Source organism: Aeromonas fluvialis (assembly GCF_000819885.1).
Lineage (GTDB): Bacteria > Pseudomonadota > Gammaproteobacteria > Enterobacterales > Aeromonadaceae > Aeromonas > Aeromonas fluvialis.
Genome location: NZ_CDBO01000059.1, coordinates 53,335 through 70,273, shown reverse-complemented (window position 1 = coordinate 70,273; position 16,939 = coordinate 53,335). Strand labels below are relative to the sequence as shown.

Annotated in this window: 18 protein-coding genes; 4 read left to right on the top strand and 14 right to left on the bottom strand. The window is 59.1% G+C overall.

The features are described 5' to 3' along the window. Positions 1-10: 10 nt before the first annotated feature. The 4 genes from BN1125_RS13220 to BN1125_RS19115 all read right to left on the bottom strand — a co-directional run bounded on the left by BN1125_RS13220 (position 11) and on the right by BN1125_RS19115 (position 2,306). Positions 11-478, bottom strand: coding sequence for a threonine/serine exporter family protein (locus BN1125_RS13220; RefSeq protein WP_042012785.1), 468 nt, complete (start codon positions 476-478; stop codon positions 11-13). Beyond that, positions 475-1,272, bottom strand: coding sequence for a threonine/serine exporter family protein (locus BN1125_RS13215; RefSeq protein WP_042012784.1), 798 nt, complete (start codon positions 1,270-1,272; stop codon positions 475-477). The genes BN1125_RS13220 and BN1125_RS13215 overlap by 4 nt, the downstream gene beginning before the upstream one ends. Positions 1,273-1,701: 429 nt before the next feature. Next, on the bottom strand, positions 1,702-2,037 hold the full coding sequence (locus tag BN1125_RS13210) for a DUF3135 domain-containing protein (RefSeq protein WP_042012783.1): 336 nt from the start codon (positions 2,035-2,037) through the stop codon (positions 1,702-1,704). Positions 2,038-2,096: 59 nt separating this feature from the next. Next, positions 2,097-2,306, bottom strand: coding sequence for a hypothetical protein (locus BN1125_RS19115; protein WP_156993342.1), 210 nt, complete (start codon positions 2,304-2,306; stop codon positions 2,097-2,099). Between the two features lie 111 nt (positions 2,307-2,417). Here BN1125_RS19115 and mog point away from each other — a divergent pair, with 111 nt between their 5' ends. Continuing rightward, positions 2,418-2,948: a molybdopterin adenylyltransferase gene (gene mog / locus BN1125_RS13205; RefSeq protein WP_042012782.1), complete on the top strand. Its 531-nt coding sequence runs from the start codon at positions 2,418-2,420 to the stop codon at positions 2,946-2,948. 73 nt (positions 2,949-3,021) lie between these two features. On the opposite strand, the gene BN1125_RS13200 is transcribed toward mog, so the two are convergent. From BN1125_RS13200 to trmB, 7 genes are all read right to left on the bottom strand, one after another. Next, positions 3,022-3,423, bottom strand: a complete 402-nt coding sequence (locus tag BN1125_RS13200) for a DUF2541 family protein (RefSeq protein WP_042012781.1) — start codon at positions 3,421-3,423, stop codon at positions 3,022-3,024. A 175-nt stretch (positions 3,424-3,598) separates the two neighbouring features. Next, positions 3,599-3,808 carry a YgdI/YgdR family lipoprotein gene (locus BN1125_RS13195; protein ID WP_005335219.1) on the bottom strand — a complete coding sequence of 70 codons (210 nt, stop codon included), beginning with the start codon at positions 3,806-3,808 and terminating at the stop codon, positions 3,599-3,601. Between the two features lie 111 nt (positions 3,809-3,919). Next, positions 3,920-5,095, bottom strand: a complete 1,176-nt coding sequence (locus BN1125_RS13190; protein WP_042012780.1) for a S8 family peptidase — start codon at positions 5,093-5,095, stop codon at positions 3,920-3,922. A gap of 124 nt (positions 5,096-5,219) precedes the next feature. After that, positions 5,220-6,515, bottom strand: a complete 1,296-nt coding sequence (locus tag BN1125_RS13185) for a rhodanese-like domain-containing protein (protein WP_042012779.1) — start codon at positions 6,513-6,515, stop codon at positions 5,220-5,222. Between the two features lie 29 nt (positions 6,516-6,544). Continuing rightward, positions 6,545-7,465: a glutaminase B gene (glsB, locus tag BN1125_RS13180; protein WP_042012778.1), complete on the bottom strand. Its 921-nt coding sequence runs from the start codon at positions 7,463-7,465 to the stop codon at positions 6,545-6,547. Positions 7,466-7,587: 122 nt separating this feature from the next. After that, positions 7,588-7,920, bottom strand: a complete 333-nt coding sequence (locus tag BN1125_RS13175) for a YggL family protein (RefSeq protein WP_042012777.1) — start codon at positions 7,918-7,920, stop codon at positions 7,588-7,590. 43 nt (positions 7,921-7,963) lie between these two features. Then, positions 7,964-8,677 carry a tRNA (guanosine(46)-N7)-methyltransferase TrmB gene (trmB, locus tag BN1125_RS13170; RefSeq protein ID WP_042012776.1) on the bottom strand — a complete coding sequence of 238 codons (714 nt, stop codon included), beginning with the start codon at positions 8,675-8,677 and terminating at the stop codon, positions 7,964-7,966. A gap of 349 nt (positions 8,678-9,026) precedes the next feature. Between trmB and BN1125_RS13165 the strand changes: the two genes are divergently transcribed. Then, positions 9,027-10,208, top strand: coding sequence for an aminotransferase-like domain-containing protein (locus BN1125_RS13165; protein ID WP_042012775.1), 1,182 nt, complete (start codon positions 9,027-9,029; stop codon positions 10,206-10,208). 72 nt (positions 10,209-10,280) lie between these two features. Here the strand turns inward: BN1125_RS13165 and BN1125_RS13160 are convergent, their stop codons facing one another. Continuing rightward, on the bottom strand, positions 10,281-11,810 hold the full coding sequence (locus BN1125_RS13160; protein WP_042012774.1) for an EAL domain-containing protein: 1,530 nt from the start codon (positions 11,808-11,810) through the stop codon (positions 10,281-10,283). A gap of 251 nt (positions 11,811-12,061) precedes the next feature. On the opposite strand from BN1125_RS13160, the gene BN1125_RS13155 reads away from it, so the two are divergent. Next, a complete protein-coding gene (locus BN1125_RS13155) occupies positions 12,062-12,967 on the top strand; it encodes a TIGR01777 family oxidoreductase (protein ID WP_042012772.1) in 906 nt (301 codons plus the stop codon). Between the two features lie 119 nt (positions 12,968-13,086). Here the strand turns inward: BN1125_RS13155 and BN1125_RS13150 are convergent, their stop codons facing one another. After that, positions 13,087-15,534: an ABC transporter permease gene (locus BN1125_RS13150; RefSeq protein ID WP_042012770.1), complete on the bottom strand. Its 2,448-nt coding sequence runs from the start codon at positions 15,532-15,534 to the stop codon at positions 13,087-13,089. 36 nt (positions 15,535-15,570) lie between these two features. Then, the gene (locus BN1125_RS13145) at positions 15,571-16,266 is read right to left on the bottom strand and encodes an ABC transporter ATP-binding protein (protein WP_042012769.1); all 696 of its coding nucleotides are present in this window, start codon (positions 16,264-16,266) and stop codon (positions 15,571-15,573) included. Positions 16,267-16,322: 56 nt separating this feature from the next. Here BN1125_RS13145 and BN1125_RS13140 point away from each other — a divergent pair, with 56 nt between their 5' ends. Next, positions 16,323-16,934 carry an arylesterase gene (locus BN1125_RS13140; RefSeq protein WP_042012767.1) on the top strand — a complete coding sequence of 204 codons (612 nt, stop codon included), beginning with the start codon at positions 16,323-16,325 and terminating at the stop codon, positions 16,932-16,934. Positions 16,935-16,939 lie beyond the last annotated feature (5 nt).

The window sequence follows — 16,939 nt, the reverse complement described above, 5'->3', positions numbered from 1 at the left end:
ACTTCACCATTCATATAATGGGGCGGTTACGATACACGACCAGAGACGGAATAGCCAAACCGAAACTGAGGGCACCGACGATAAAGAGCGCCTTGAGGCCGTTCTCCACCGCACTCTGGATTAACTCCATGGTCACGCCATTGATGTTTAGCTCTACCACCGCAATCATGGTCTTGAAGGCATAGCTGCCCGGGATCATCGGAATAATCGAGGCAACGCTGAACACCGGACGCGGCGCCAGCAGACGGCGAGACCAGTAGACGCAGACAAAGCCGACCGTGGTCGCCGCAGCCAGCGTCGCCCACTCGATGGGCATACCATAGTGGATCAGCAGGGTCCGCAGACTGTGGGCCAATGCGCCGCCCATGGCGCAATACTTCAGCATCCGTGGCGGCACGTTGAACAGCATGGCAAAACCGACCGCCGGGATGGCCGACCAGAAAGCATCCTTGGCCAGTAGCCAGAGCAAGTCCATCATACTTTCCACCCCCAGATACCGGTCACCGACATGGCCAAAATGATGCCGATGGCTGCACTGATGGTCAGCAGGGTCGCTGTGCCCCAGCGGGCCAGCCCCATATTGAAGTAACCCTTCACCATATCGGAGACCGCATTGATCAGCGGAAAGCCCGGCACCAGCAGCAGTACACTGGCCGCCATGGCGAGATAGGGCTGGTCACCCCAGTTGAAGAAGGTGGCGCTGGAGGAGAGCAAGGTAGCGATAAAGCCGGTTGCGGCAAAGTTGATAAGGGGGCTGTGGTGATGGCGAGCCATCAGCTGGCGCACCCGCATCGCTACCGCAGCCGAGAAGCTGGTCACCAGAAAGATGGGCCAATCACCGCCAAACAGCAGGCTAAAGGCACCACAGGAGAGCCCGACCATGGGTACCACCAGCCAAGGGTGGTAGTGAAAAGGGATGATGGCATCGAGCCGCTGACGCACTTCACGAGCACCGATCAGATCTTTCTCCGCCATGATACAGATGCGCTGGATCTCGCACACCACCTGCATGTTGATAGCGTGCTCGCGCACCCGTCGGGTCGTGGTGACACAGCCACCCTGATAGAGACTGGTGAGCACGATGGCGCTCGACGAGATGGCCATTTCGACACTCTCCAGCCCCAGCGCCATCCCCAACCGTACAGTGGTCTGCTCGATGATCCGGCTCTCGGCCCCGAACTGGGCCAGCAGCTGACCCACCTTGGCAATAATACGGGTGATCTCTGTCTGCTGCTCCCGCGACAGGACCTCTCTTGGCGTGATACTTCTCATAATCCCTTCGAGTCGTAGCAATAAAAATTTCGGTCATATTAGCCTAACTTTTACTGTTATTCATCCACCCCTGCCATAACCAGGCCGATTAATTATTAGACAAAAAAAGAAGCGCGGATATTACAAATAAATTACCACAAACATTAAAAAACATAACAATCAGTTCGCCATCAATACCCCAGGGCGGGAGCACACTTTGTTAAATTTAATAACAAACACACAGATCGAACAGATATCGACCACTTATGGTTCTCTTTTGCATTAACGCAATTAGTCAGCAGTTTGATTTTTAAGCATTAACGTTGTCTGGGTTGTTCGATATTTATGCTTTCGAGAATTTTTAACAAAGTGAGCTCCCACCCTAATCAATACCCTTTATTTTGACTCGCTATCTTATGCGTAAATATCAGACAAAGGGTGTATTGCAGATTATTTGCGGCGTTTATAGTCCGCCAGGCAGATTATTTTGCCATCGCCATCGTTTTCAGGCAGAGGCTTTCCCTCTTCTCTCAGCTGGAGCATTTCGCTGCGCATCAAGTAAAAGGATTCCCGCATCATGTTGGCAATCCGGATACAACTATCGAGATTGTTTTTCGCCAGCCGGCGCTGACCATCGATCTTGAACTGCAATCCGAGCAGACGGCGCTGCAGATCAGGGCTCGCTTGGGCCATCAACTGATCGATCTGCTGTTGCAGGATCACATCCAGCATGGAGGGCTCTTTCGCGGCCAACTCCTTCAGTGTGTCAAAATCAGGCAACTCCATATGCCCTCCTCGGCGAATATTGCTGGCTCCACAATACAAAGCCACAGCCATATAAAACTTTATATACGACCGAGCAGCAAATAGCTCACCACATCTGTCTGATAGCGCACCGAAAAATATCTACCGCAATGAAAACCATCTATTGAAATAACATTAAAAACAAGCATTTGCTTTAAAAATAAAGGCAAAACAACACACTTAGACATTTTAGGCTGTTTTTTATTTTTTTTATTTCCAATAAAAGCCGTGATGGATTTATATCGTTTCATTCGACTCTTTATCATCCGCACGATGGCTAGTACCATCTTTCGGTGGTTTAACATATCTCACTGATTATGTTATTTTAATTGCCACTTTTATCGGACACTCAAGAGCAGACCATGAGCAAGGCAAAAATCGGTATCATCACTGTCAGCGATCGCGCCAGTGCGGGTATCTATGAAGATCTCTCCGGCAAGGCCATCATCGACACCCTGAACGCCTATCTGACCTCGGAATGGGAGCCCGTCTATCAGGTCATCCCGGATGAACAGGATCAGATTGAAGCGACCCTGATCCGCCTTGCTGATGAGGAGCAATGCTGTCTCATCGTCACCACTGGCGGCACCGGCCCGGCCAAGCGGGATGTGACACCGGAAGCGACCGAGGCGGTGTGTGATCGCATGATGCCGGGCTTTGGCGAGCTGATGCGGGCAGAATCCCTCAAGTTTGTGCCGACCGCTATTCTGTCGCGCCAGACGGCTGGCCTGCGCGACGATACCCTGATCGTCAATCTGCCGGGCAAGCCCAAGTCGATCCGCGAGTGTCTGGATGCGGTCTTCCCCGCCATCCCCTACTGCATCGATTTGATGGAAGGGCCCTATCTCGAGTGCGATGAGACCGTCATCAAGCCATTTCGACCGAAAAAATAGCTGACCCGACCATAACAAATAATGGCGAGCCGTGGCTCGCCATTATTTTTAATAACAGTGCTTCAGCGCTCGCTTATTTGCGACCAAATACTTTGACGCCCGCTTTGCTGCCTTCCGAATTGCCGTACACTTCCAGCCGTTTTACACAGACTCTGGAACCGAGAGATTTCCATTCGGTCTCTTTGTCAGCGCGCATATCCCGATCAAATTTGATGGTCTTGGTACGATTGCTGCCATATGTCACCACGATCCGATCCAGCGTCAAATCACGCTCTGCCTTCACCTTGATATATTTGGTCTGACGGCAGGCAACCATCGGAATGGTGGCGCCATGATCACCAATTCCCAGCAAGATGGTGCGGCCAAGGGTGAACTGATCATCACCGGCCTGACAAGCCGACGCCGCCACCAACAAGAGAGCGCCAAACAGAGCACGACCGGAACACGCTTTACGCCAGATAGAGTTCAGGGACATAACACCTCCAATAAAAAACGGAGCGTTATGATACGGGTCGAACCATAACAGGAACTGTATCCGGTCCGGGATGGCGCCAGTTCCTGCCTTATCGGAGGATCACAACCTCGGTAAACGCTATCCCCCTGAATACAAAAAGGGCCGCCAACTGGCAGCCCCAAGCCTCAAAAGAAGATCAACGCTCCATGATTTGGGTGACGTCATCTTTCTTGATCATCACCTCGCGCCCTTCGTGATCGTAATAGCGGTACATGCCGGTGCTCTCATCCAACTTGGGCTTGCTCTCCGTGGTGATCATCTTGCCATCCTTGGTGCTCATGATGTATTGGGAACTGCATGCCACCAGCCCCAAGGCGCACACCAGGATCATCATCAGTTTTTTCATTGCTGCCTCTTCTCCCTTCACCCTCACCACGAGGATGTTTCTTGAAGCCTAGTTCAACCCGAACACGCCGATAAAACAGATTGCCGGAACGGGATCCATGTCAAAAATCAGCTACTTACGACCACCAGGCTTGCCACTGCCCCCCGTTCCGCCCCCACAGCCGAGCGCCAGTCGATCTGCCGCCCCCCGGGCCTGTATCAGACCATAGCCATAGCTGTTATCCCGTCCCAACGCCCCCAGATCCTGAGCGCTGCTGCGCAGTGTCTGACGCAGTTGATCATTGCTGCACTCCAGCCGCTGCGACCAAGCCAGCGCAGCGACCCCGACCACATGAGGCGTCGCCATCGAGGTACCGCTGTAATAGGCGTAACCGGTCGGCACGGTCGAGAGCACCGCTACGCCGGGCGCGGCCAGCTCCACCTGATCGTTGCGCTGGGAGAAGGAAGCCAACTGCTTGTTGGCATCGATGGCGGCCACACTCACGACGCTGCTGTAAGAGGCGGGATAGGACTTGCTGGTATTACCCGCATTGCCCGCCGCCGCCACACTCAGCACGTTCTGGCCATAGGCCTGATTGAACGCCTGCTCTTCTGTCTTGCTGGGCACACTGCCCCCCAGGCTCATATTGATGACCATGCGGGTGAAACCGCGGTTGCTCATCCCCTGCTTGCAGGCATTGAGGGCCCCCACCAGATTGGAGCTATAAGCCCAACCATTGGCACCAAACACCTTGATGATATGCAGCGGAACGTTCTGAGCCGGCAATACGCCGACCACGCCCGTATCGTTTCCTCCTACTGCGGCGATGGTACCCGCCACGTGGGTGCCATGGCCGTTTTCGTCGCTGCTCCAGCTGCCCGTACCGACATTGTCACTGCCTTGCACCTGAGCACCATGGGGCAGATCCGGGTGAGTTCCGCTGTAGCCCGAGTCGATGATACACACCAGCACCTCTCCCGCCGCCGCGTCACTGAGCAGTGGCGCCTGCACCATGGAGATGCCATAGGGCAGGGTCTCGGCGCTGGCATAGCGTTTGGCATCCGGCTCTACCCACAGCACGTTGGGGTTGCGTGCCAGCGCTGCCGCTGCCGTCACAGGCAACCAGAGTGCGAGCGCATGTTGCTCGGGCAGTTGCAACGCCAGTTCGCCCCCCATCCCCTTGCTCTGGGCCAGCACCGCCGCCTCAGCCCCCGGCTTAAGCTGTACCAGATAGCGAGCCCTTTCGGCAGCCACCGCCCCCTGTGCCAGTACGCCTGCCACCAGCAGGCCAGTCCATATCCGTCTCATCAGTCACTCCTTGCATCGACCTGATAGCCACCAGCAAAGTGTAGTGCCCCATTGGCGCAGGCCCGAGCGGATACAAAAAGGCCGGACATCTGTCCGGCCTCTTCTCTAAAGCGCAAGAGCGCAATCATGACTTGGCGGGCTGACGCTCACCGGTCACGGTCGGGTTCTTGGGATCGGAACTCCACTCGTACCAGCCGCCGTCGTAGACGCTGATCCGCTTCCAGTCCATCAGCCAGGCGTAGAAGAAGGCCTCGGAAGCGCGCCAGCCAGTACCGCAATAGAAGGCGGCCTGCTGGGTCGGCTCGATGTTCCACTCATCCCACATGGCGAGGATCTCGCCGGCCGGTTTCATGGTGCCGTCCGGGTTGTGGAAGTCGCTCATGCTGTTGGCATCCACTCCACCACGCCCCCACTTGGCCCCCGGGATATCGCCTTTCGGCTTGATGTAGCTGTAACCCGAGGTGTTGCCGACAAACTCGTCCCAGGTACGAACACTGACCAGGGCGCTATCGGGCTGTTTGAGCAGCTCCTTGGCCTGGGCCAGGGTGGTGAGGTACTCGGGATGCACAGGCATGGTGGCCCCGAACTCTTTCACCGGTGCAAAGGTGTTGGGCAGGCCAGTTTCAGTGCGCAGATGCTGGCCAAACCAGGCCTCCAGGCCGCCGTCCAGCAGCCGCACGTCTTCCACTCCGGCATACATCATCAGGTGGGCTGCCCGGGCCGCCGCCATGGTGTTGCGACCATAGAGGATGACGGTGGTATCGTGACGGATGCCATTTTCCAGCAGCAGCGTCTTGAGTGCCTCGTCAGAGACCTTGTTCCACAGCGGCTCCTCCTCCAGCCGGTTGGTGTCGATATACCCCGCCCCCGGAATGTGGCTGATGAGGTAGGCCTTGGGTGCCCCCCAATCCACTTCAAACAACTTCCACTCCCCTTTCGGCGCGGCAACCACCGGCTTGCCAGCCTGCAGATCGGCCAGCCACTGCGGATAGACCAGCTGTTGCCAGCGAACCAGATGCTCGCGCGGGACACTCTGCCAATCCTGTAGCTCGAACAGCTGCTTGATCCCCTGTTGGCGCAACAGGCGGGCTACTTCGGCCACCTCGCGCGGTGCACCGTAGAGAACGACCGGACGATCGGCTTTCAACCCCTTGGCGGCAAGCGCCTTTGGCCACTCTTCATCGCTGTATTTCCACTCGGCAGAGAGGTGCTCGGCGCCCGCCACATGGCCGCCCTGCTTCTCCCCTTCCATCGGCCACCCCTGATAGAAGTAGCTGGCGCGGGTATCCAGGATGACCGCCTGCTTGGCCTTGGCATCGGTCAGGGTGAGCGACGGCAATTCGGCGGCGAGGACGGGCCAGGCACACCAGAGCAGTAAGGTCGCCAGCGCGGCCTGCAGAGAGCGAAGATGTCGTTTCATGGTGATTTCTCGATTCATAGTGAACAAGGTTAAAAAATGGAGCGACCCAGGCGCTCGGCCAGCAGCTCCAGCGCCGCCGTGCCCGCCAGCGAGTTACCGGCTTTGTTGAGCTCGGGCGACCAGACACAGACGCAGAGCTCACCCGGGATCAGGGCGATGATACCGCCACCGACGCCCGATTTGCCCGGCATGCCGACCCGATAGGCAAAATCCCCCGCCTCGTCATAGAGGCCGCAGGTGGCGAGCAGGGCGTTGACCTGCTTGGTGGTGCGGGCGGGCAGCAGCGGCACGCTCTCGCCCAATGGCACCCCGCGGTTGGCCAGATAGATGAATGCCCGCGCCAGATCGACGCAGCTCATGCGAATGGCACAGGCATTGAAGTAGCTTTGCAGCACCTTGTCCACTTCGTTTTCGAAGTTGCCATAGGCCTTCATCAGATAGGCGATGGCGGCGTTGCGGGCAGAGTGCTGATATTCGGAGCGGGCCACCACCTGATCCGCCATGATGACCGGATTGCCGGAGAGGCGGCGCGCCAGCTCGAGGGTACGCTGACGCGGCGCAGTGAGGCGGGTCTCCAGCAGATCGCTCACCACCAGCGCTCCGGCATTGATAAAGGGGTTGCGGGGAATTCCCTGCTCGAACTCGAGCTGCACCAGCGAGTTGAAGGGCTGGCCGGAGGGCTCCTTGCCGACCCGGGCCCAGATCTCCTCCTCCTGATAGAGGGTGAGCGCCAGGGTCAGGCTCAGGGCCTTGGAGATACTCTGGATGGAGAAGGGTTCAAAAGCGTCACCGGCGGTGAACAGCTCCCCCTCGACGGTACAGACCGCGATACCGAGCCGATCGGCCGATACCTGGGCCAGCGCCGGAATATAGTCGGCCACCTTGCCCTGCCCGAGCAGCGGGCGCACCTCTTCAAGAATGCTGGCCAGTAATTCGGATGACAACACCATAAGCGATAAGCAATTCCATGACTAAAACGACTGCGGAGATCCCATCTCCGATGGCAAAAATCCCGCCTATGGCGGGATTTTTCCAGTGACCCTCAACAGGGCGCCAGTGCGGCGACCTGTTATCAGGCCGGCTCACCGTACCAGAGGTCGAACAGCTCGGTCACCACGACGGCTTCCAGTCCCTTGCCTTCCAGCCAGGATTTAACCGCCATGCGGTCTTCTTCGGTACATTTGCCCAGTTGCTGAGTGCAGAGCATCCCTTCCCAGGCCAGGTGGCCAGAACCGGCGAAGGCCAGTTTACGGGGTTCTACCACCTCATCGATCATCGCATCGACTACTGCATCGATGGTCTCTTCGGCAGTGCCGACCGGGAAGTTGAAACTGATGTCGAAACCCATTTCCTGGAATTCATCGACGCGCAGTTTCTTGCGCAGGCGGCGGCTACGATTGGCCATGATAGCTCCTCAAGTTAGTTGATACGCGAATTTACACGCCAGCTTAGCTGACACGCTTGAAAATCAGATCCCACACCCCGTGACCCAGACGATGACCACGTTGTTCAAATTTGGTCAGTGGACGCCAATCCGGACGGGGTACCCAGTTGCCGGTGGCAGAGGTGTTCTGGTAACCCTCGGCGGCGCTCATCACGTCCAGCATGTGCTCGGCGTAGTTTTCCCAGTCTGTGGCCATGTGGAACACGCCACCGACGGCCAGCTTCTGGCGAATGTCCTGGGCAAACGCCGGCTGGACGATGCGGCGCTTGTGGTGACGGCTCTTGTGCCAAGGATCCGGGAAAAACAGTTGCAGGCAGGCGAGCGAACCGTTGGGGATCATGTGCTCGAGCACCTCGACCGCATCGTGGCAAATGACCCGCAGGTTGGTGACACCCGCTTCTTGCGCGGTGCCAAGGCAAGCGCCCACACCCGGGGAGTGCACTTCGATACCGATGAAGTTCTTCTCGGGGGCATTCTTGGCCATCTCTACCAGAGAGGCGCCCATGCCAAAACCGATCTCCAGGACCACCGGGGCCTCGCGGCCAAACAGGGCAACCATATCGAGCGGCTGTGGCGCAAAATCGATACCCATGACCGGCCAGAGCTCTTCCAGGGCCTTCTCCTGCCCTTTGGTCAGGCGGCCTTCGCGACGGACAAAGCTGCGGATCTTGCGCATGAACTTGCCGTCTTCGTTAAATACATCTTGGGTCACAGGCATAATGGTCTCGTTATTTCATCAATCCGGGTAATACATCAGGTGTCCGACCCCGCTCGGAACCACTCGCGACTCGTCATTTCATCGACCCGCGAAAACAGGGGAGCGAATTATCCCAAGATAGGCCCAAGGCGCAAGTGTTTCGCACAACAAATATTCCGGCTGGCCGCTTGCCGAGCCCCTCACTGACATCACCACGCCGGACAACCACCGAATATAATCCGCAGTAGAGTCGATCCAGCCCTTTTTTGGCGATTTTTGTGACAATCATTGCCTCATTTCTGAAATCTGATACAAACGGATAACCTGGCGGTCGAATGGAGCGACCGCCCACATGCCGAGAGAATTGTCTATGCAGCCGTTTTTTGCCCAGCGCTTCGAGAAGGTCGAGCCTTCCTTTATCCGTGAAATCCTCAAAGTTGCCGCCAATCCGGAGATCATCTCCTTTGCCGGTGGCCTGCCCAATCCCCACCTGTTCCCGGTCAAGGCGATCGATCAGGCCTGTCAGGATGTGCTGCGTGAACAAGGGGCTGCCGCCCTGCAATATGCCGCCACCGAGGGCTTCGCCCCGCTGCGCCTGTATATTGCCGACCGCTATCTGGCCCGCCACGGCATGGAGGTCAATCCGGACAACATCCTCATCACCAGCGGCTCCCAGCAGGCGCTGGATTTGCTGGGTAAGGTGCTGATCGACGAAGGGCAGGATCTCATTATCGAGGAGCCAGGCTATCTTGGCGCCATTCAGGCCTTTTCCGTCTACCAGCCCAGCTTCAAGCCCATCACTCTGGGCGAAGAGGGGCTGGATCTGGCAGCGCTGGATGCGCTGCTGGCAAGCGGCTCCAATGCCAAGCTGCTCTACGGTGTACCCAACTTCCAGAACCCGAGCGGGGTCTCCTACAGCCGGGCCAACCGCGAGGCACTGGCGGAGCGACTGGTGCGCCACGAGCTGCTGATGGTGGAGGATGATCCCTACGGCGAGCTGCGCTTCGAGGGCGAACACCTGCCCCCTATCGCCAAGCTGGCGCCGAACAATACCGTGCTGCTTGGCTCCTTCTCCAAAACCGTGGTACCCGCCTTCCGCCTGGGCTGGATGCTGGTGCCCGACTGGCTGCGTAAGAAGGTGACCATCGCCAAGCAGGCCACCGATCTGCACAGCAACGCCTTCAGCCAGCAGGTGCTCCACCGCTTCCTGACCGACAACTCCCTCGACGCTCACTTGGAGAAGATCAAGGAGGTCTATGGCCGCCAACGTGCTGCCATGGAAGCTGCGCTGGCGCGTCACTGCCCGCCCGGCGTCAGCTACACCCGACCGGAAGGGGGCATGTTCCTCTGGCTGACCCTGCCTGACCATATCAGTGCCATGGCGCTGTTTGACGAGGCGATCAAGGATAAGGTGGCCTTCGTACCCGGCGCGCCCTTCTATGTCCGCCCCGAGATCAAAAACACCCTGCGTCTGAGTTTCTCTTGTGTCGATGAGGCCACCATCGAAGAGGGGATCCAGCGACTGACCCACGCCCTGCGGCGCATGCTCTGATCGGCAGCGCCACGGCAGCCATAAAAAAACCAGCGTTCTCTCGCTGGTTTTTTTAGCCTTAAGCGCAACCCATCAGCCAAACAGGGTCTTGCAAAACTGCGTCATCGGGATGGGGTGGCCATAGAGATACCCTTGTAGATAGTCAACGTGGCGCGCCTGCAGATAGTCCGCCTGCGACTGCTTCTCGACCCCCTCCGCGATCAGGATCAATTCAAGTCGCTTCGCCAGATCAATCACGTTTTCAACGATATGGCTGGAGAGTGCATCTGTGCCGATCATCTCTACAAAGCTCCGATCAATCTTGAGTGCATCGACCTGAAACTGTTGCAGATAGGCCAGGCTTGAGTGGCCGGTGCCAAAATCATCGATAGAGATCAACACGCCCAGTTTGCGCAATTCGGCAAACATCTGAGCGGTGGTCTCATCAGCCACCAGCAGTTCACGCTCTGTCAGCTCCAGCCCCAAATCAACGGGATTGTCCTTAAACGCGTCGAGAAACGCCTTGCAGTCAGCCAACAGGGCGGTATCCTGAAAGTGCTTGGCGCTGATATTGAAGCAAAAATGAAACTTTGCTGGCAACTTGCCGGCATAAGGGGAGAAGTGGTCGCGCACCCTGGCCATCAACAGGCTGGTCATGGGCACGATCAACCCGCTATCTTCCGCCAGCGGAATAAAGCGATCCGGCGAGATCATCCCCTGTTTGGGATGTTGCCAGCGCATCAGCACCTCACAGCCACGCCATTGCTCATCCTCACCGGAGACCACCGGCTGCAGGTAGGGGATAAATTCCTCCTCGATCAACGCGCGCTTGAGCTCCTCCGATGGTGAGCTGCTACGCCCCATCAGCCTGAAGGTGCCGAATCCAACCAGCAGCGCCAGCAACGGGGAGAGGATCAAGGTGTCTCTGGAGTAGCGCCATGCGTGGCTCAAGTAGTCATGCATCGTGACCCAGGTGACGACCTGATAAGGGAAATCGACCGAAGAGAGGGCAATATAGCCCTCTTCTGCGGGAGAGGGTGCTTCCCCGACCTGACCAGAGCCAAACAATGCCCTTTTCCCCACCACTAGGGCCATCGGGGAGTTCTTGCTGGAGATATCCAGGGTATTGCGCAGGTAGTAGCCATCCACGCCGATCAGCACACTCCCCTTGTCCGTTTCATGACGCAGCACAATCAACGGGCGATCCGGTGTGACCTCATTGCCCGACAATAGTCGCAGCCTGCCATCCACATAGTTGTCCGGATTGAAGGAGCCATCGTAGTCGCCATGGAGCGAGGTGCAGTAGATGCGACGACCAATCGTCAGATTGGCGGAGCGCACATCTGGCACGGTCAACACCTGAGCACGCAGCTGCAATGCTGCCTCGGAGCAGGGGTGACCAACCATCCTCTCCACATTGGTGGCGGCTTTCATGGCATGGTTCATGGTGCGATCAAACATCAGCTGGGCACGCTGCAAGCGTGATTCGACATCCTGCTCTATCTCGCTCACGGTCTGCCAAATGACCGCGACGCCCCCCAGCAGCAGCAAACCGCCGCCCACCAGCAACGCCATAGAAATCCGCTTGTATCTCTGGCGAAGTTTCAGATTACGAAATGGCATGGCAGCCTCTTTGATGCTCGGATGGGGGGGACAGCCCTGGTGGACACGCGCAAAGGGTCGCCATAATAGCGATTAAGCAACAAATGTCCACCCAACAAAAATCAATCAATTCAAACTATTGTTAAACAATATGTAGCAAAGAGGAGCTAGTGTTAACAGCCGTCAAATAAAAAAATACCCAGGGGCATCTCGCTTGTTGAAGCGGGGCTGCGCCATTAGAGTAGAGCAAACGGCAGCAGGAGCATGTAGCGATGAAGATTCTTATTACCGGAGGGACCGGTTTTATCGGCCGCAAGCTGGTTGCCCATCTCAAGGTAAACCACGAAGTGGTGGTATTGAGCCGCCAGGGCAGCCGCGCCTATACCCTGCTGGGTCACGATATCAAGGTGCTCGACAGTCTGGACAGGCTCGACGATCTCAACGATGTGGATGCGGTGATCAATCTGGCGGGGGAACCTATCGCCGCTGGACGCTGGAGCGAACAGCGCAAGCAGTTACTCTGCGACAGCCGCTGGCTGCTGACCGAACAGCTGGTGGATCTTATCGAGCTCTCCAGCACGCCCCCCAAGGTGCTGATCAACGCCTCCGCCATCGGTTGGTACGGCCGGCAGGGCAGTGAATCCCTCGATGAGCAGTGCACGACCCCCAGTAATGAGTATACCCACCAGCTCTGCCAGCAGTGGGAAACCCTGGCACTGGAAGCACAAAGCAGCCATACCCGGGTCTGCATCGTGCGGATCGGGCTGGTACTCGGCATGGAGGGTGGCGCCCTGCCCAAAATGCTCCCCCCCTATCGGCTCGGCCTCGGCGGCCCCATGGGGTCGGGCAGTCAGATAATGAGCTGGATCCATGTGCAGGATCTGGTGCGCGCCATCCTGTTCCTGCTGGATCACGAGGAGTGCAGCGGCATCTTCAACGGAACCGCCCCTCATCCGGTCAGCAACCGGGAGTTTAGCCAGACCCTGGCCGCCACCCTGCACCGCCCGCACCTCTTCTTCGTTCCCGCCCCCCTGTTGCGACTGGCCATGGGTGAAGCAGCAGACCTGCTGCTCACCGGCCAGAAGGTGCTACCCGCGAGGCTGCAACAGGCCGGTTTTCACTTCAGCTATCCCGAGCTCCCCTGCGCCCTCACCAATCTGTTGCGCGAACCCCGTTAACCGACACCTACTCGCAGATCCCGCTCGGCAATACTTCGAAGATCAAGCAGCCCGGCCAATGGCCGGGCTGCTTGTGACTGCGCGAAAACGCCTTGTGACATCGGCTCGCCCTGTCGGGATTACAACAACCCCTGACCCAGCCCCCGCAGCCGATCGCTCAGGGTGCCAGCCAGCAGCTGGCGCTGCATCCCCTGCCCCGCCAGCGTCACCAGCAGCGCCCCCAAGGTCGGCAGGCCGAGCCAGATGGCCCAGTGGAACTGCCACTGCCCCTCAAACCACCACCACTGCAGGCCAAAGGAGCAGAGCTCCACCACCATGGCGGCACAGAGCCCCGCCAGCGCGCCACTGGCCACCAGCTCCCAGCGCAGCATCTTTTTCAACAGGTCGCTGCTGGCGCCCAGGGTGCGCATCAGCAACAGCTCGCGTCGACGCTGGGCCATACTGGCCTGGGTCTGGGTCAGCAGCACCAGCAGCGCCGCCACCGTCACCAGCCCCAGCATCAGGGCCAGCGCCCGACTCACCTGCTCCGATACCTGAGTGAGCCGCGCAATCAGATCATCCACATCGATAAGACTCACCGTGGGGTGGCGGCGGATCAGCTCCACCTCGGCAGTGCGTCCCGCTTCGGGCAACCGGTAACTACCAAGCCAGGTGCGGGAGAAGGGAGCCAGCAGATCCTCGGAGAAGATCATGTAGAAGTTGGGGCGCATATTGTCCCACTTGATGCTGCGCAAACTGGTGACTCTGGCGCCGAAGCTGCGCCCCTCGATGGTAAAGGCGAGCATGTCCCCCAGCTTGATGTCGAGTCGCTTGGCCAACTCGCTATCCACCGACACCTCGCCCGGGCCAGCGAGCCATGTGCCGGCCACCAGCTTGTTGTCGATTGGCAAGGTTGCCGTGGTGGTGAAGTTAAGCTCCCGATCGACCCCTTCGCGGCCACTGCTGACCCCCTCGCCCACCGCCTCACCGGCGATATGGGTCAGCCTGCCGCGCACCATGGGGTAGAAGTCCGAGGTGACTGCGCCCGCCGCCGCCAGTTCGCTCAGGATCCCCTCGCGCTCGTTCTCGGCCACATTGACCAGAAACCGGTTGGGCGCATCGACGGGCAGGCGAGCCGAAAACTCATCCAGCAGATCGACCCGGGCCGCCCAGAGCAAGCCAAACAACATCAATGCCAGCGCAAAACCCGCCAGCTGGAACAGGCCGCTGCTGCGCTCGCGCGACAGATGGGCCAGCGCCAGCCGCAAGGCATGAGGCCCGTTCACTTTTGCTCCCAGCCGCAACATCAGGGCCGCCAGCAGGGCCAACAGCCCCATCAGCAAGCCCATGCCACCGACCAGGCCCAAAGCCAACCGCACATCGGCAGTGAACCCCCAGACCAGCGCAAACAGCCCGAGCAGGCCCACCGGCAGCGCCAGCCAAGGGGGAATACCCGCCTCCAGCTCACGGCGCAATACCCGCAGCGGCGGTACTTTCAGCAGCCGCAAGAAGGGGACAAAGGCGAGCAGCAGGGTGATAAAGAGCGCTACCGCCACCCCAAGGGCAAAGGGTCGCCAAGAGGGAGGCGGCAGATCCGGCGGCAGCAGGTCCCCCAGCAGTTGCAAGGTGATCCACTGCATGGCCGTGCCCGTCACCAACCCCAACAGTGCGCCGATCAGCGTCAACGACAGCAGCAGGGTTCCCATCAGTTGCCAGAGCGAGCGACGGGATGCCCCCAGCGTCTTGAGCAGCGCCACCATATTGGTCTGACGCTCGGCAAAGTGGCGTACCGCAATGCCCATCGCCAATGCTCCCAGCAATACGCCACTTAGCGAGGCAAGCCGGAAGAAACGCTCGGCATTGGCCAGCGAGCGGCCCACCCGGGATTCGCTGTCATCCGGTTTGATCCACTTCTGTCCGGCCTGCAATTGCGGCAGCAGCCACTGTTCGTAACGGGCCAGCGACTCTCGCGACCCCTTGAACAGATAGCGCCACTGCTGACGGCTGCCCGGCAACAGGGCGCCGGTCGCCTCGATATCGGCGCTATGGATCAGCGCACGCGGCGCCAGCAGGAAGGGGCTGAAGCCCTGATCCGGCTCCTCGCCAAGCAGACCGGCCACCTTGAGCACCGTATTGCCTACCTCCAGCTCATCCCCCGTTTTGGCCTTAAGCAGTTGCATCACCCGGGCGGAGAGCCAGATCTCACCGGGAGCCGGGGCGCGGGCAGGTTCCAGAGTGAGTTTGCCATAGAAGGGAAAACCATCGGGCACCGCCCGAATGGAGGCAAGCTGCAACGCATCACCGTGAAACAGCATGCTGTTGAAGCTGACGGTGGTCTGCACCGCCAAGCCATCCTGTTTTGCTCGGGCCAGCCAGCCATCCGGCAGGGCGGCCGCGGTGCGCAGCACCCGATCCGCACCGATAAAGTCGCGGCCCGATGCCTTGAGCCCGGCATCGAGCCGATCCGCTACCAGCGCCACACTCAAGACGCACGCCACGCTAAGCGCTAGCGCCAGCACAAACCAGCGCAGCTCACCACTGAAACCTTCCCGGCGAAGCAGCCGCCATCCCAATCGCCACTGCGTCATCCCTTGCATCTCCCGCCTGGCCCGCCACTCACCCCGTTACACCACACCATGTGCCACCTCGCGATCCAGCCTGCCCGCCGTCATGACCAGCTGGCGCTGGCAACGCTCAGCCAGCTGATGGTCATGGGTCACCACTACCAGGGTGGTGCCATGCTTGCGATTGAGTTCAAACAGCAGCGCGATCACCTTCTCGCCGGTCTTGCTGTCGAGGTTGCCGGTCGGCTCGTCCGCCAATAGCAGGCTGGGACGAGTCATAAAGGCGCGGGCGATAGCCACCCGCTGCTGCTCACCGCCAGAGAGCCGTGGCGGCAGATGGTGCAACCGCTCGCCAAGCCCGACCGCCGCCAGCAGCTCGCGGGCCCTGGGCTCGCAGTCGCGCTCGCCACGCAGTTCGGCGGGTAGCATCACATTCTCCAGCGCCGTCATGGTCGGGAGCAGCAGGAACGACTGGAACACAAAGCCGATCTGCTCGGCCCGCAACCGGGCCCGCCCCTCTTCATCCAGCTCGCCCAGGGACTTGCCGAGGATTTCGATATCCCCCTGACTAGGCAGATCGAGCCCGGCCAGCAGCCCCAACAGGGTGGACTTGCCGGAGCCGGAAGCGCCGACCAGGGCCACCGTCTCGCCGCTATTGACTTGCAGATCGATCCCTTCAAGGATGGTGAGGCTTTCCTGGCCGAGGCGAACCGACTTGCCGAGGCCCTTGACGACAACAATGGGGGTTGAACTCATGCTCTGTGTCCTTTATTTCAATCCCTTGATGGCAATCCATAGCGGGAGTTAAATTGATGGTGCGTATTCTGTTTGCCTTGTTCGTTAGCCTCGGCAGCCTGTTCTCGTCGGTTCAGGCCCAGACTCTGCTGGTGCTGGGTGACAGCCTGAGTGCCGGCTATCAGATGCCGATTGAGCAGAGCTGGCCCGCCCTGCTCAACCAAAAGTGGCACGAGGAGGGGGGCAAACACACCCTGCTCAATGCCAGCATCAGCGGTGAAACGACCCAAGGGGGGTTGGCCCGTCTGCCCGCCCTGCTGAAGGAGCACAAACCAGACTGGCTGCTGATCGAACTGGGAGGCAACGATGGCCTGCGCGGCTTCGCACCGACCATGACCCGCCAGAATCTGGCCAGCATGATCGCGCTCGCCAAAGCGCAGCAGGTGAACGTGGTGCTGACCCAGATCCAGCTGCCCCGCAACTACGGGGCCCGCTATCTGCGCCAGTTCGAACAGATCTTCCCCGAGTTGGCCCAGGCTAACGATCTGCCGCTGCTCCCCTTCTTCATGGATGATATTGCGCTGCGCCCTGAACTTATGATGAACGATGGTATTCACCCCACCCCGGCGGCCCAACCACAGATCCGCGACAAGGTCGCCGGTTTTATCGAGCCCCTGCTGGTGCCATAAGCAAC